Annotated in this window: 12 protein-coding genes; 7 read left to right on the plus strand and 5 right to left on the minus strand. The window is 40.5% G+C overall.

What is annotated here, in order from left to right; genetic code table 11:
• Window positions 1–159 precede the first annotated feature (159 nt).
• Window positions 160–567, plus strand: coding sequence for a helix-turn-helix transcriptional regulator (locus R3E32_25475; protein ID MEZ4888104.1), 408 nt, complete (start codon window positions 160–162; stop codon window positions 565–567).
• A gap of 19 nt (window positions 568–586) precedes the next feature.
• Window positions 587–691 (plus strand): T9SS type A sorting domain-containing protein, encoded by a 105-nt coding sequence (locus R3E32_25480; GenBank protein MEZ4888105.1) that lies wholly within the window; start codon window positions 587–589, stop codon window positions 689–691.
• A gap of 131 nt (window positions 692–822) precedes the next feature.
• On the opposite strand, the gene R3E32_25485 is transcribed toward R3E32_25480, so the two are convergent.
• The gene (locus tag R3E32_25485; protein MEZ4888106.1) at window positions 823–960 is read right to left on the minus strand and encodes a hypothetical protein; all 138 of its coding nucleotides are present in this window, start codon (window positions 958–960) and stop codon (window positions 823–825) included.
• Window positions 961–1070: 110 nt separating this feature from the next.
• Here R3E32_25485 and R3E32_25490 point away from each other — a divergent pair, with 110 nt between their 5' ends.
• The gene (locus R3E32_25490) at window positions 1071–3128 is read left to right on the plus strand and encodes an SUMF1/EgtB/PvdO family nonheme iron enzyme (GenBank protein MEZ4888107.1); all 2058 of its coding nucleotides are present in this window, start codon (window positions 1071–1073) and stop codon (window positions 3126–3128) included.
• A 146-nt stretch (window positions 3129–3274) separates the two neighbouring features.
• On the opposite strand, the gene R3E32_25495 is transcribed toward R3E32_25490, so the two are convergent.
• Together R3E32_25495 and R3E32_25500 are read right to left on the minus strand one after the other, a co-directional pair.
• Window positions 3275–3496 carry a hypothetical protein gene (locus tag R3E32_25495; protein MEZ4888108.1) on the minus strand — a complete coding sequence of 74 codons (222 nt, stop codon included), beginning with the start codon at window positions 3494–3496 and terminating at the stop codon, window positions 3275–3277.
• Between the two features lie 12 nt (window positions 3497–3508).
• On the minus strand, window positions 3509–3949 hold the full coding sequence (locus R3E32_25500) for an SRPBCC domain-containing protein (protein ID MEZ4888109.1): 441 nt from the start codon (window positions 3947–3949) through the stop codon (window positions 3509–3511).
• A gap of 142 nt (window positions 3950–4091) precedes the next feature.
• Here R3E32_25500 and R3E32_25505 point away from each other — a divergent pair, with 142 nt between their 5' ends.
• Window positions 4092–5099: an AraC family transcriptional regulator gene (locus R3E32_25505; GenBank protein MEZ4888110.1), complete on the plus strand. Its 1008-nt coding sequence runs from the start codon at window positions 4092–4094 to the stop codon at window positions 5097–5099.
• Here R3E32_25505 and R3E32_25510 read toward each other — a convergent pair.
• On the minus strand, window positions 5096–6514 hold the full coding sequence (locus tag R3E32_25510) for a hypothetical protein (GenBank protein ID MEZ4888111.1): 1419 nt from the start codon (window positions 6512–6514) through the stop codon (window positions 5096–5098). The genes R3E32_25505 and R3E32_25510 overlap by 4 nt on opposite strands.
• 196 nt (window positions 6515–6710) lie before the next feature.
• A complete protein-coding gene (fabG, locus tag R3E32_25515) occupies window positions 6711–7454 on the minus strand; it encodes a 3-oxoacyl-ACP reductase FabG (GenBank protein MEZ4888112.1) in 744 nt (247 codons plus the stop codon).
• Between the two features lie 818 nt (window positions 7455–8272).
• Here fabG and R3E32_25520 point away from each other — a divergent pair.
• The 3 genes from R3E32_25520 to R3E32_25530 all read left to right on the plus strand — a co-directional run bounded on the left by R3E32_25520 (window position 8273) and on the right by R3E32_25530 (window position 13588).
• Complete coding sequence (locus R3E32_25520; GenBank protein ID MEZ4888113.1) at window positions 8273–9211, plus strand: alpha/beta hydrolase; 939 nt, start codon at window positions 8273–8275, stop codon at window positions 9209–9211.
• A 261-nt stretch (window positions 9212–9472) separates the two neighbouring features.
• A complete protein-coding gene (locus R3E32_25525) occupies window positions 9473–11953 on the plus strand; it encodes a TonB-dependent receptor (GenBank protein MEZ4888114.1) in 2481 nt (826 codons plus the stop codon).
• Between the two features lie 153 nt (window positions 11954–12106).
• A complete protein-coding gene (locus tag R3E32_25530; GenBank protein ID MEZ4888115.1) occupies window positions 12107–13588 on the plus strand; it encodes a hypothetical protein in 1482 nt (493 codons plus the stop codon).
• Window positions 13589–13667: the final 79 nt, after the last annotated feature.

The raw sequence follows: 13667 nt of genomic DNA on the forward strand, positions 1-13667 counted from the left end.
AAACTTTGACGACGGTTGAAAACCTCGTCAACAGTTGAATGATTATCGCTTAACCGTTGTCAAAGTCTGCGACTGTTGACAAGGTTTTGCTTGTGAGTGAAATTTTATTTGGTATTTTGAATATATAAAAACGTTTGTTATTTTTAGCCCATGAATCCGATGAATTATACTAATTTACATTTTCAGAGTACAGAAGAACAAGATGATTTTCTTCAAAATTTGTCTGTAAAGGAACTCAAAAACCTTAGCAAACAAAGTAAATATTTGTTTAAAAACGAGGGCGTAGAAGTAGGTAATGAAAGCTTGGGGAATGAGTTGATGGATGATTCATTGATGAATATGTCTTTGTCTCAACTTCGACATCTACGAAAAAATGCTGCTACTTCAAAGGAAGATAAACACTTGATTGCTGTAAAATCTAAAACTACGGGTTTATCAAAGGCAGTTATTCAACAAATTGAAAGCAATAAAGGCTTGGCGAGTTTGAATGATATTATGACCTATTGCCAAAAACTGAATATTTCTTACAAGGAGTTTTTGCCAGAGTTGTTTGAGAGTGGTTATTAGACCTTGCGTTTTTTTGAATATGAAACGTATTGACATTAGGCCTTATCCTACGGGTGTGTATGTGATTACGATTGAGGTGAATGGTCAGACGATTAGTAGTAAGTTTTTGAAGAAGGGGAATTAAGTTGGATATTGGATAATTGATATTCGATTTTATTGAAGAATCGGCAATCTGCGGGAGTGGGTTGCCGATTTTTTTTTGAACTTAAGCCGCTTCTAATGTCGCCAAGTTTTTCAAACGTTAGCGAATTATCGCTAGGGGAGTGGAAAACTTGCCAACACCTGAAAGGTTTGGCAACGTTTGGAACGGGTAGGTGAAGAGCGATTTTCTTGTATTTCGCTCAACTGTTGCCAAAATTGGAAATTGTCCACGATTGTATCTGGATGTTCCATTGGCAAAGATTCATCAACATTTGAGTTGAATGTGAATGGGGGGGAACTATTTCCTTCTCTAAATTAGTTGCTATATTTGACAAACTTTCCTCACACGCTAAACACTTCTCATGGAAGAACCCATTATACAAGCCATCGTTGATTTATTTGTACCGTTATTGATGAAATTGGGATTCAGTGAATCGGTCAGCAGATTGTTTTCTGTGTTGCTCACAGTTGCATTGTTGTTTGTGCTATATTATTTGTGCAAATACTTGTACAACCGATGGAAGAACCAACAAACTGCCAATGATTTAGCTCCTTTTTGGGAGTATCCCGATATTCAAAAAGCACGTCAATACTTCATTCCTACCCAACTGCAAAATATTGCTCCAAATCGGGAGGAGGAAGAGCCAGGGGATAGCAAACCTTATGTAGCGAAAGAAAAAATGATTCCGTTTTTTCTCCACAAAGTATTCAATGACAAAGAAAAAAGTAGGAAATACCACTTGGTTTTGGCGGGTTCGGGAATGGGTAAAACAACGTTTATGTTGAACCTCTATGTTCGCTATCATTCTTTTTGGAGTTGGCATCCAAAGAAATTCAAAATACGCTTGTTCCCGTTTAGGGACAAGCGTATCTTGGAGGAAATAAAGACGATTGGCAAAGAAGATGCATTGAACACGATATTGCTTTTAGATGCTTTTGACGAAGATGTTCATTTGCTGCAATTGCACAACAATACTGAACTAACGGAAAGTGAGCGTTTTCGCAAGCGATTAGATGAAGTGATGGAAGCGGTGCAGGATTTTAGAAGGGTCATTATTACAAGTCGAACCCAATATTTTCCCGAAATTGAAGACAAACACTATGAGCTAAAAATCCCTCGACACGATGGCGGAGGCTACCACAAACTTGGTATTCTGTATATTTCTCCCTTCGACCAAAAAGAGGTAAAACAGTACCTGCGAAAGAAATACGGGATTGTCCGCTTTTGGAATTGGAAACAAAAGCGCAAAGCCCTACAAATCATCACCCTACAAATCATCAACCGTTCTCCAAATTTGATGGTGCGCCCGATGTTGTTGAGTTATATTGACTTGTTGGTTACAAGCAAAAAAGAATTCCACAATACCTATGAGATTTATGAAACTTTGGTCGAAAAATGGTTGGACAGAGAAACTATTCGACAGCCCGAAGCCAAACAAAATCAATTCAAAAAAGACCTGCTGCAATTTTCTCGTTTGGTCGCATTGGAACTCTACTACAAAGGCAGTACAAGTTTGGACAGACAAGCGGCAATCGACATCGCTCCCAAACACCAACTCCAACTCAAAAACTACGAAATGACAGGCAAATCCCTGCTGACCCGTGATGGAAACGGCAACTGGAAATTCGCCCACAAATCCATCTTGGAGTATTTCATTGCCAAAGAAGCATTGGAGAATGAGGCATTTGTAGGGACAATAGACTGGACGGGTTGGGATATGGCAGAAAAGTTTTTTAATGAAGTATTTTTTGGGAAATTGGGTTTAGAAATGGTTTTTGTAGAAGGAGGTAGTTTCGATATGGGAAGCAATAAAATGGATAGAGAAAAACCCATTCACAAGGTGACCGTTCCGAGTTTTTCTATGGCCCAATATCCCGTGACCCAAAAACAATGGACAGCGGTTATGGGTGATAATCCAAGTCACTTCAAAGGGGAAAATTTGCCAGTAGAGAATGTATCTTGGGAAGATGCCCAAAAATTCATCGAAAAACTGAATCAAAAAACGGGCAAAAAATTTAGATTGCCTACGGAGGCTGAATGGGAATTTGCTGCAAGAGGAGGGAACAAAAGCAAGGGTTATGAATATGCAGGAAGCAATAAATTGGAAGAAGTTGGATGGTTTGACAAGAATTCTAAGCAACAAACCCAAGAAGTGGGTTTGTTGAAGCCTAACGAACTGGACATTTACGATATGAGTGGAAACGTATGGGAGTGGTGTGAAGATGATTATCACGAAAATTATGACAATGCCCCCGACGATGGAAGTGCTTGGATTGATGAATCGAGGAACTCGTCTCGCGTTTTGCGGGGCGGTGGCTGGAGCTTCAATTCGGTGTATTGTCGTGTTGCCTATCGGGACCGCAACTCCCCGTACAGCAGGTACAGCAGCTTCGGCTTCCGCCTTGCCTATAGTTTATAGCGGCTCATCCATCCTACTTTTGAGCAAAAGAAAGGAAAGGACGGAATGAGTAGGCTTTGCAAGCAAGACGCTAAGCGGTAGCAGCGTCGGCGGCAAAGACAACGAAATGGAGTTAGGGGGTTTGGGGGCGCTGCCCCCAACGAATTTTAATAGGAACAGCTTGTGTGGTTTTTGGTGTGTGGGGTATGGGAACAGGAATTTGGGGTTTCGGAGGAATTTTTTCTTGTGTTTGTGTAGAGCAAGACTTTGGCAACAGCTTTCAGCTTTGCCAACAGTTGAAGCGGAGGAGGAAAATGGAAATTCACTTCGTTTCGCTCAACTGTTGCCAAAATTGGAAATTGTCCACGATTGTATCGGGATGTTCCCATTTTGCTTACTTATTAGGCAACAATGACCTCCTCACAAATCTGCTTCAAAGCGTCATTCATTTTCTCAAAACCCTGTTGGGTTTTTTCACCAATCATGTTCAAAATCAAGCCACTCAAAATGCCTCGAAAATTTTCACCATGCACAAAGCGGGTTTGGTTGTCGGATATAGACTCCAATAGAAAGTAGTGTTCACCATCGAACAAACCTTTGAAAAACAAACTACCTTCCCATCGAAAAGCCTTCTCCGTTTCAACTTCCAAAACTACTGGACGAAAGACCTGCGGTTTTTGTTCCTCCAAAAAAAAGCTGTTTTCGAGTTGGCTACCTACTTCGGCTTTTCCTGTGATATGCACAAAAGGATTCCATTGAGGGTATTTGTTGAAGTCCATTAGGTGTTTCCAAATGCTTGAAGGAGTAGCGTTGATGACGATTTCTGTGCGAATATTTTTCATGTTGAAAATGTGTTGTAGTATTGTTAAAATGATAGTGCAAAGATACAGGTAAACCGCCCTTGAAGGATTAGCATTAGATGCCGAAGGATAGACATTTCGTGTCAAATGCTTATTTTTGAAGCCAATCAAATCCTTATTCGATATGACATTCAGAGCCAGATTTATCGCCCACATCATTCAGTTTGCGGCCAAACAAGGAGCTGACCAAAGAATTTTACTTGATTTAGTGGGTAGGGGAATGTATGAATTGAACAATGATGAGTTGATGTTTGAGGCGGGAATATACAATGCGGTGATAGAAAAAGCATTGCAGCTCACGGCTGACGCTTGTTTGGGTTTGCATTTGGGAGAGTATTTGTCGCTTTCTGCGGCGGGTTTGATTGTGCAAATTGTACAGAGTAGCCGAACGGTTGAGGAGGCATTGAAGTACATGGTGGAGTTTGCGAATTTGGGTTGTCAGGCGATGCCTTTTCAGTTGAAGGAAAAGCAGGACGAATGGGAATTGTCTTTGCATCCCAATCCAATCTGGGCAGCGCAATCACCACAGGCTGTGCGGCATACGATGGATGGTACGGTAGCGTTTACCCTCCGAGAATTTCACACCCTCACCCGTCAACAATATTACCCCAACCGCATCCATTTTGCTTATTCCCGACCTTCACAAATGGAAGAGTACGAGCGACTTTTCAAATGTCCTATTTACTTCAATCAGCCTTTTACTGCCTTTTATTTGGACAAAAAACACATTGCCGAGCCAGTTATCACAAGTGACTATTATTTGCTGCAGATTTTGGTGCAATATGCCGAACAGAAGCTAATGAGTCTGCAAACTGAAGGAAAATTTTCGACAATAGTGCGCCAGTCCATCGTCAATTTGTTGAAGCCACAATTCCCTACCATAGAACAAGTTGCCTCAAATTTGAACATCAGCGTGCGAACCCTTCAAAGGCGGCTTAAAGAAGAAGACTTGACCTACAAAAATGTATTGGACAATTTGAAGCGGCAGTTTGCAGTAGAGTATTTGAAGAACAAAGCCCTGAGTGTGAAAGAGGTTGCCTATTTATTGGACTATGCGGATGCAAGTTCTTTTATTCGGTCTTTCAAGCGTTGGACGGAGAAAAGTCCAGAGGCGTATCGGCAGGTACTTTAGTACTTCAATTCCGAAAAAAAGCCGCTCAATTCAGGCAACCAAGTTCTCAATGTATCCAACAGTTTTTTGAAGGCAGAATGTTTGTTTACATCGTTTTGATATTGCTCTGCATAAACCTGCAAAACTTGGATAAAATCTTTTCGCTGAATATAAGCCTCTTTGAAGCGGGCGACTTCAATGTATAAAGGGATAATCGGCAAGTAGTTGGCATTGTTTCGATAAGACTTATCACGTTCCTGCAATCGGTATTTTTGAGCAGTCTTCAATAGTTTCTCATATTGTTTTTGGTGGAGAAATGCCTCCAAATAAACCGAAAAGAACAAATGCCATCGGTACTGCAAAACCTCTTTGTAGTGTGCCTTCAAAAAAATATTGCCATAATTTTCCGCATTGCTGTACATTCCATTTTTATTCAAAGCCTCCATAAAAAAAGCCACAAAACTGACCCGATTGTGAAAGTTTTTGGTTTTTTGGGCTGCAGGAGAGGCTGTTCGCATCAGCTGCAATGCTTCCTGATTGCGATCCAAACGCAGCAATACCGCACAGAGATTGTTGGCATAGAGCAGGTAATCGTGGTTTTGGGTTCGCACAGAAAGGTAGCCAAAATACACTGCCTTGTCGTATTCTCGAAAGTGTGAATGAAGCATCAAGCGATTGTTGTAGTAATTGAGCAGCAGTCTTTTGGAGTAGTGAATTCCCTGCGAGAATTTTTCGTCAAGGTGGTCAAATTTTTCACGGAGTAGGTCGTATTTTCGGTAGTTGTAGCTGATAAATGTGAGCCGTACCAAAGCGAGGTAGCGAATTTTTCCCTCCAATTCTTCGTTGTAAAATACATCGGTCAACCATGCCTCCCATTGGCTCGATTCGGCAGTTTTGCCCGAATACTGCTCTACAATATCCAAAGTCGCATCGTGCAGTTTTTCGTGAATCTCCTTGTTCTGCAAGTATATATCTCGATGTTTCTTCAAAAAATCATTCGCCAACTGATGGTCTGCATAGCGTAGGCGAATCAGCAAAAAGTGTCGGTAATGTTCGACCAACTCATAAAACTTGGTGAAAAAGAAAGCCGCATGTTGGTAGTTTTTGATGGACTTCAACAAAGCTCTTTCTTCCTCCATCTGTATGGTGTCAATCATAATTTTCTGCTCCATGTCGAGCATCCAATTGAATTGCTGGTCGACATCAATTGCATCCAATTGTGCTTTTATCCAATTTTGGAGGTGATTGTATTTGCGCTTGTCTATTGCCGCATTGTAGGGCGTAAACTGTTCGATGTGATAGGCATTGTAATCCACCTGCTTCAATATATCCAACCTTTGAGAGTCGTTAAACTGCTGAATGGACAAGAGGTATTTTGTTTCGTGTGGAAGAAGTGTATTCGCAAAGTTGGTGAACTTCTGTAATGGTTTTCTCATGCCTAATCAATTTTTTTTCTTAGGAATGAAGAAAATATATTTATGTAGTAGGAATTTCTTAAAATTCCTCTATTGCCAAGCTTCTCAACTTTCCTCCCCCTAAATCTCACTCCAAAGAAGGACTTATCATTTAAGGAGGGCAGGAGGAGGACTAAGTAAGTGTAAGGATTAAATATCATTTTTTATCATAGTATATTTACAAAACCAATCCGCCATCTACATTCAAAACTGCTCCTGTGATAAAAGCAGCTTCGTCAGACGCAAGGAAAAGGTAGGCATTAGCGATGTCTTCCGCTTCTCCCAATCTTCCAAGCGGTGTTTTCCCTTTCAATTCATCAATGATTTTTTCGGGAACGGTTTCCACCATTTCGGTATTTACAAATCCAGGAGCGACGGTATTGACGGTGATTCCTTTTCTGCCAAATTCTCTCGCCCAAACCTTGGTCATACCGATTACACCAGCCTTTGAAGCCACGTAGTTGGTCTGTCCAAAATTGCCATAATGTGCTACTACCGAAGCCGCATTGAGAATTCGCCCAGAACCTTGTTCTGCAAGATAAGGATAAATAGCTTTGGTGCAATTAAATACACCTGTTAGATTGACATCAATTACTTGTTGCCATTGAAGCGAGGACATATTCTTCAAGGAAGTATCTCGTGTGATTCCTGCATTGTTCACCAAAATATCAATTCTCCCAAAGTCTTCAAAAACAGCTTGAGCCGCCTGATGTACTTGCTCCAAATCAACGGTATTGACTCGGTAAAACCGTACTTCTCGCCCTTCACCCGCCAAATATTCTGCCACCATTTGCCCTTTTTCTTGGTTGATGTCCCATATCGCAACGGATGCACCTTCGTTCAAAAATTTTTCGGTTGTTGCCTTGCCAATGCCTTGTGCGCCACCTGTTATGATGGCGACTTTGTTTTGTAATCTTTTCATTTTTTAGTATAACAGTTTGAATGTGAATAGTTGTTGTGATAACGGCACAAATGATGTGTCGAATGAATTGTAAAAATACATTTTGACAAAAGGTAAATCAAATGGAATATGGGATAAAGGTGTCGGACTTTGGAGGGTTTTGTGGTTTTGGTTGGAATAATTATTTGGTAATGACTTGTTTATTTGAAAAAGTAAGTGGGTGGACTAATGGAAAGCTTAAATATTTTGGTTCTTTGACAAAATCTGTGATTTGAGACTTCGGAAGTTTGCTGCTCACAAAATCAAAAAACTATTTCGCTAAAAATTAACCTCTCATAAAATGAAACTTCCGAAGTCTTTATTGCTTCCACAAAAATTGTCACAGAACCAAAAAGAAAAAGAGGCTAAATAGCTTGAAACTTGATTCCGCTTCGCTCCATCTTCAAACAGCAATCTGTTCTTAACTCCTCTTTTCCCTTTTTTTACTACAATCAAGAAGGGTCAAATCCCTCTTTCATGCTCCAAGAACTTGTCAAAAACTTAAAGGCACAGATAGAATTAATTTATGGGCTATGAATGAGGAGCAACCAAATAAATCCAAAAAATTGCAGTCTAAAAAACAAACTCGGTCAAGGTAAACAGATTGTTTTATAAATTAATTTTTAAAAGGCTAAAAAACAAAATTTACTTCAATAGTCAAATTGACTTTTTGCACAAAATGTAGTTATTTTACTTCAAAAGTCAAGTAGCAAAATTTTTCAAATTGGAGGGAATTGCAGTGCTTTTGAGTGGATTGTAAGCAAAGTTTTAGCCTACATTTGTAAGCAAAACCCGCTGAAATGAAAAACGTTTTCATAGTGTTGTTGAGTTTGTGCTTCAACAGTAATTTATTCGCTCAAACCGAAAATCAAAAGTCAATGCAAGATTGGGAATACCCTTATGAAGTGCATCATATTGAGCTTTTAGATAGCACCAAAATCGCTTATATAGACGAAGGAAAAGGTAAATGTACTTTGTTGTTTTTGCATGGATTGGGCAGCTATCTCAAGGCTTGGACAAAGAACATAGAGGTATTGAAGGAAGACTATCGTTGTATTGCAGTGGATTTGCCAGGTTATGGAAAGTCGAGCAAGAAAAATGAGGTGTCGGATATGACCTTTTTTGCAGAAACGGTGCGCTCTTTTATGGACGAATTGAAGCTCAAAAAGGTGATTTTGGTAGGACATTCTATGGGAGGTCAAACTGCAATGCACACCGTTTTGAAGAGTGACCAAAATATTAAAAAATTGATACTCATTGCGCCAGCGGGTTTTGAGACTTTCACCGAAACAGAAAGCACTTGGCTGCAAAGCGTTTATACTGCCGAACTTATCAAAGCAACGACCGAAGAGCAAATTGCGAAAAACTTTGAAATCAATTTTTTTCAAATGCCCGACGATGCTCGGTTTATGATTGAAGACCGATTGTATATGCGTCAGACAGCGGAGTATGATGACTATTGTGAGATGGTGCCGAAGTGTGTGAAGGGAATGTTGGACGAGCCTGTTTTTGAGCGTTTGGCAGAAATCAATATTCCAACTTTAGTAATCTATGGGGAGAACGATTACCTCATCCCTAACAAATACCTACATCCAACACTCACGCCTATTGAAGTCGCCAAAAGTGGAGATGAACGAATTGCAAAAAGCACATTGAAGATGATTCCGAATGCAGGACATTTCGTACAGTGGGAACAATCAGAGGAGGTCAATAACGTTATTTTGAATTTTTTGAAGTAGTGCCAAAAGGATTTAGTCTATGTTAGAGATGGTTTTTAATAAAATAATCATTAACAGGGTTTTATTGAAGTTTTTGCACTTTATTTATAGATAAGTCCACCCCTTATTTTTCATTTTGTCTGTTCAGAGTTCAATGCTTTTCATTTAAATTCGTTCCGTTGAATTAGCCGCCAATTTGATACAAACAGCCTTTTAACAAACAAATCAATTTAATTGATTAATACATAATTGTATAACCTTTCTTTAAAACATCATGTATTTATGAAACAACTACTTACTCTAATAATTACTGGTTTATGGTGTGCCGTTGTGGTCGCACAAACAGGCAAATTAACTGGTACGGTAAACAGTCAAGACGGAGAAACTTTGATTGGCGCAAACCTTGTCATCAAAGGAACAACTACGGGGACAGTGAGCGATGAAAATGGTGCATATTCGCTTTCGGTGGAAGCTGGCAAACATACGCTTGTGGTTAGTTATATTGGTTTTAGTGCCATCGAAAAAGCGGTGACAGTAACCGCAGGGAGTACGACTACTATGGACTTTACGCTATCAAAAGGCACAGAGTTGGATGCAGTGGTCATCTCTGGTTCTCGAAAACCTGAAAAACTAACCGAAAGTCCCGCAACTATTGAAACCGTTTTTGCGAGAGAAATTGAAGAATATGCAGGAAACCCTGGTGAATTAATTGCCCGACAAAAAGGGATAGATTATTTCCGTGCGGGAATTGCGACTCCCGCCTTCAATATTCGAGGCTTCAATTCCAATTTCAACGCCAAAAACCTGCAAGTAACCGATGGACGTTTTTCGACATTGGTAGCTACGGGATTGCCATTCGGTCCTCTTTCTACGACTGTCAAAGAAGACATTGAGCAGATTGAAGTCATCTTGGGACCCAACTCGACTTTGTACGGGCCTAATGCCCACAATGGATTGCTGAATACAATCACCAAAGATCCTCGAACTTCGGCAGGCACAACGGTTGTGTTGAATCCTGGCGTGAGTGGCGATGGCAATTCGTTTTTTTCTGCTCGTTTACGTCATGCACAAGTGGTAAGCGATAAATTTGCCTTCAAAGTGGTGGGTGAATATACTTCTGCTACCGAGTTTGAGTTTTCTGATTCGGTTTACATTGACCGAGTAGGAGCGATGAACGATATGGGAAATGCCATTCCCGATGGCATCAAAGAGGGCTACAATGAATTGGAACTTGATGAAGATGTGAACTTCCTTCGAGCCGAAGCAGGACTTTATTTTACCCCTTCCAATAATTTGGACATTGCCTTCAATACAGGCTACAGCAACAGCACCTACCTTTCGCCTACCAATGTTGGTCGCAACCAAATCAAGGATTGGATGATCAACTATTACCAACTCAAATTTTCTGGTAAAAACTGGTTTGCACAAGCCTACTACACCATCAGTAAAACTGACAGCACCTATGCGATTGACCAGCGCACCAAAAACTACTATGCATTGTTGGATGCAGGATTTTCGGATGCCGTAGCGAGAGGAGAAGGTTCGTATGGAAATGGTGCATTGTTTCAGGATGATTCTCGTCGATGGAATGCTGAGGTACAATACAACAATACTTTCGGTAAATTGTCTTTGGTGACAGGACTGCAATACCAACTCGACAAAGCGAACAGCTTGGGAAGTTACTTGTTGGATGGTAGCGAATACATAGATGTGAGTCAATTTGGAGGTTATGTCCACCTAAATTATGAAATTGACAAACGCTGGAGAGTGATTGCCGCAGCAAGAGCAGACAACCATGAAATCTATGACTTCAACTTTATCCCCAAATTTGGATTGTTGAACGTTGGAGAAAAAGGAACTTGGCGATTGACCTACGGAAAAGGAATTGCTTCCCCTACGATTTTGAATATGTTTGGAGACTTGTTTGCAGGGCTTATTTTGGGCAATGCAGAAGGTTTTACGCTAATAGATGGCTCTAAAGTAGAAAAACAAAAGGTAGAAAAAATCCAGTCGCTTGAGTTGGGATATCGTGGCAGTATGGCAGATAGTAAATTGTTCATAGATGTCAATGCTTACTATAATGTGTCCGAAGATTTTCTAAGTCCAGCTACGGTTATTGGTGTAGCTACGCATCGGGGAGATACACCAATTGAAGAAGTACAGTCAGGTTTTGCAGCTTGGAATGGTTTGGTATTGTCCTACGTCAATTTCGGAAAGGTCAATACCTATGGTTTTGACTTGGGTGCAACGTACTATTTCACCCCTCAATTGAGTGGTACATTCAACTACTCTTTCTTCGACTATTCGGTAGATGAAAATGACCTCGACAACGACTTCAACAAAGATGGTGTGGTGAATTTTTTGGATATTCTTGTCAATGCACCTACACACAAAGCAGGTGCAGGTTTGAATTACAGCAGTGACAAATGGTTTGGAGGCGTGTTTGCACGTTGGGTACAAGCCTACGATTACTTCTCCAGCTTCCAAATTGCATCACAAAGTCATCCCGAATTGGTCTATCGAGGTGTGCCTATCATAGAAGACGCTCGCAGTGGAGATACTTACAATTATGGGCCACTTGGAGGATTCACCACCGTAGATTTGAGTTTAGGATACCACATTAACGACCGTTTTACGGTCTCGGCAGCCGCCAGCAATTTGTTCAATCAAGAACTAAGAGAGTTTACAGCATCTGCTCCCACAAGAGGTTTATACACCTTAGAATTGAAGATGAAGTTACCTGCAATAAGTTCTGCTAAGTAATGTTTAAAAAATAACTTTCCGATTTGGACTTTTGAAGTTTTTCTTTGAAAAGTATTGATTTTCTTTACAATAGAAAATTTTTAAAGCAAAACTTCAAAAGTCTTTAATTCAAATGAGGAACTTATTTTTTAGCATGAAATTTACCTTCAATTTATGATACTGGCTTGGATACTCTTTTCAATTTACCTTATTGGCACAGCCTACCTCGGATGGCTTGGACACAAAAAAACAGATGGATTCAGTAGTTTCGCCATCGGTAAAGGCGACTTATCTCCGCTGCAAGTCGGGGTGACTTTAGCTGCTGCAACGGCTTCGGCGGCTACTTTTATTATCAATCCAGGCTTTGTGTATGTAGATGGATTGGCGGCATTTATGCACTTGGGTATCAGCGTTTATTTGGGTTTTGTGACCATGTTGGTCATTTTATCCTTTCGGTTTCGGAGCATGGGAGAAGAAATGAAAGCCCTCACGATTCCTGATTGGATAGGAAAGCGGTACAAGTCTCCAAATTTTTCGCTGTATTTCGCTTTTATCAATCTGCTGTCCTTTGCCTTTATCGTGTTGTTGGTAGGTGGGATTTCTATTGTGATGCAAAACTTGCTGGATGTGTCCAATATGATGGCATTGCTAATCACACTGGTATTTGTGACTGGATATGTCTTATTTGGAGGTACTTATGCCCATGTTTTTACCAATATGTTTCAGGGCTTCTTGATGATATTGATTACGCTAATTGTTTTGTGGTCGGGCATACAATTGATGCTTCAATCCGATGGATTTTGGACAGATTTGTATGTCTCTTCCCCAAACTTATTGAAGTGGGTAAACCCTGATAGCAAGCTCTTCAACGATTACTTTTCTACTTACATTGCAGGTTTTTGTATCGGAGGCGCATTGGTTTGTCAGCCACATATTTTGACCAAAGCCTTGTATGTCAAAACAGACCGAGCCGTTCGGAATTACATTCTCGTATTCAGTGCTGTGTTTTTCCTTTTCATACTCTTGTTATTGGCTGGATTTTGGGCGCACAGCATTGTGCCTTTGGAGCAATTGAGAGATGCTGAGACAGGACTTTTTCGGCAAGATTTGGTGATGACAATGTACCTCAAAAATGCTTTTCCCGAATGGCTGTTTACCATAGTGAGCGTGGTGCTTTTGGCGGCTGCGATGTCGACTTTGGATGGACTTTTGGTCGGCATTTCTACGATTACCGCCAATGATTTGGTTTTGAACCTCATCGAAAAATATGGAAAAAGTACGCTTTCTGAAAATGCAAAAATGCAATTAGCCTTCAAATCGAGCCATATTGTGTTGATAGTCATTGCAGTGCTTGTTTTTTTCGTCACACTGAATCCTCCAAAACTGCTCGGCATTTTTGGTCAAGTAGGCGTGTATGGTTTGGTTTTGGCAGCCGTGCCGCCTTTGTTGGCGGGAGTGTTGTTCCAAAAAGTGAGCATACAATTGGTTTGGAGTATGTCAATATTGGCTTTGAGTATTCATTTCAGCTTATATGTTTGGGGTGCAGCCTTATTTCCCAACAGTACACTGGCTTTTGGCAATCCTGGAGTGACAGCTGCTATTGCCTTGATTTGCAGTGTCCTTCCAACTTTGGGGATTTGTTATTTGAAGCGATAGCTCGTTCAAGTGTACACACTTGAAGGTAATAAAGAAGTGTGGACACTCTAAAAAAGGGCTTTACTCACGCCTAATTGGT

This window comes from Chitinophagales bacterium, assembly GCA_041392475.1.
Classification (GTDB): Bacteria; Bacteroidota; Bacteroidia; order Chitinophagales; family UBA2359; genus JAUHXA01.

Coding starts and splice junctions, on each gene's coding strand:
- R3E32_25525 (MEZ4888114.1), top strand. CDS start 9,473: ATGAAACAACTACTTACTCTAATAATTACTGGTTTATGGTGTGCCGTT.
- R3E32_25475 (MEZ4888104.1), top strand. CDS start 160: ATGAATTATACTAATTTACATTTTCAGAGTACAGAAGAACAAGATGAT.
- R3E32_25485 (MEZ4888106.1), bottom strand. CDS start 960: ATGGAACATCCAGATACAATCGTGGACAATTTCCAATTTTGGCAACAG.
- R3E32_25510 (MEZ4888111.1), bottom strand. CDS start 6,514: ATGAGAAAACCATTACAGAAGTTCACCAACTTTGCGAATACACTTCTT.
- R3E32_25495 (MEZ4888108.1), bottom strand. CDS start 3,496: ATGGGAACATCCCGATACAATCGTGGACAATTTCCAATTTTGGCAACA.
- fabG (MEZ4888112.1), bottom strand. CDS start 7,454: ATGAAAAGATTACAAAACAAAGTCGCCATCATAACAGGTGGCGCACAA.
- R3E32_25480 (MEZ4888105.1), top strand. CDS start 587: ATGAAACGTATTGACATTAGGCCTTATCCTACGGGTGTGTATGTGATT.
- R3E32_25490 (MEZ4888107.1), top strand. CDS start 1,071: ATGGAAGAACCCATTATACAAGCCATCGTTGATTTATTTGTACCGTTA.
- R3E32_25520 (MEZ4888113.1), top strand. CDS start 8,273: ATGAAAAACGTTTTCATAGTGTTGTTGAGTTTGTGCTTCAACAGTAAT.
- R3E32_25500 (MEZ4888109.1), bottom strand. CDS start 3,949: ATGAAAAATATTCGCACAGAAATCGTCATCAACGCTACTCCTTCAAGC.
- R3E32_25530 (MEZ4888115.1), top strand. CDS start 12,107: ATGATACTGGCTTGGATACTCTTTTCAATTTACCTTATTGGCACAGCC.
- R3E32_25505 (MEZ4888110.1), top strand. CDS start 4,092: ATGACATTCAGAGCCAGATTTATCGCCCACATCATTCAGTTTGCGGCC.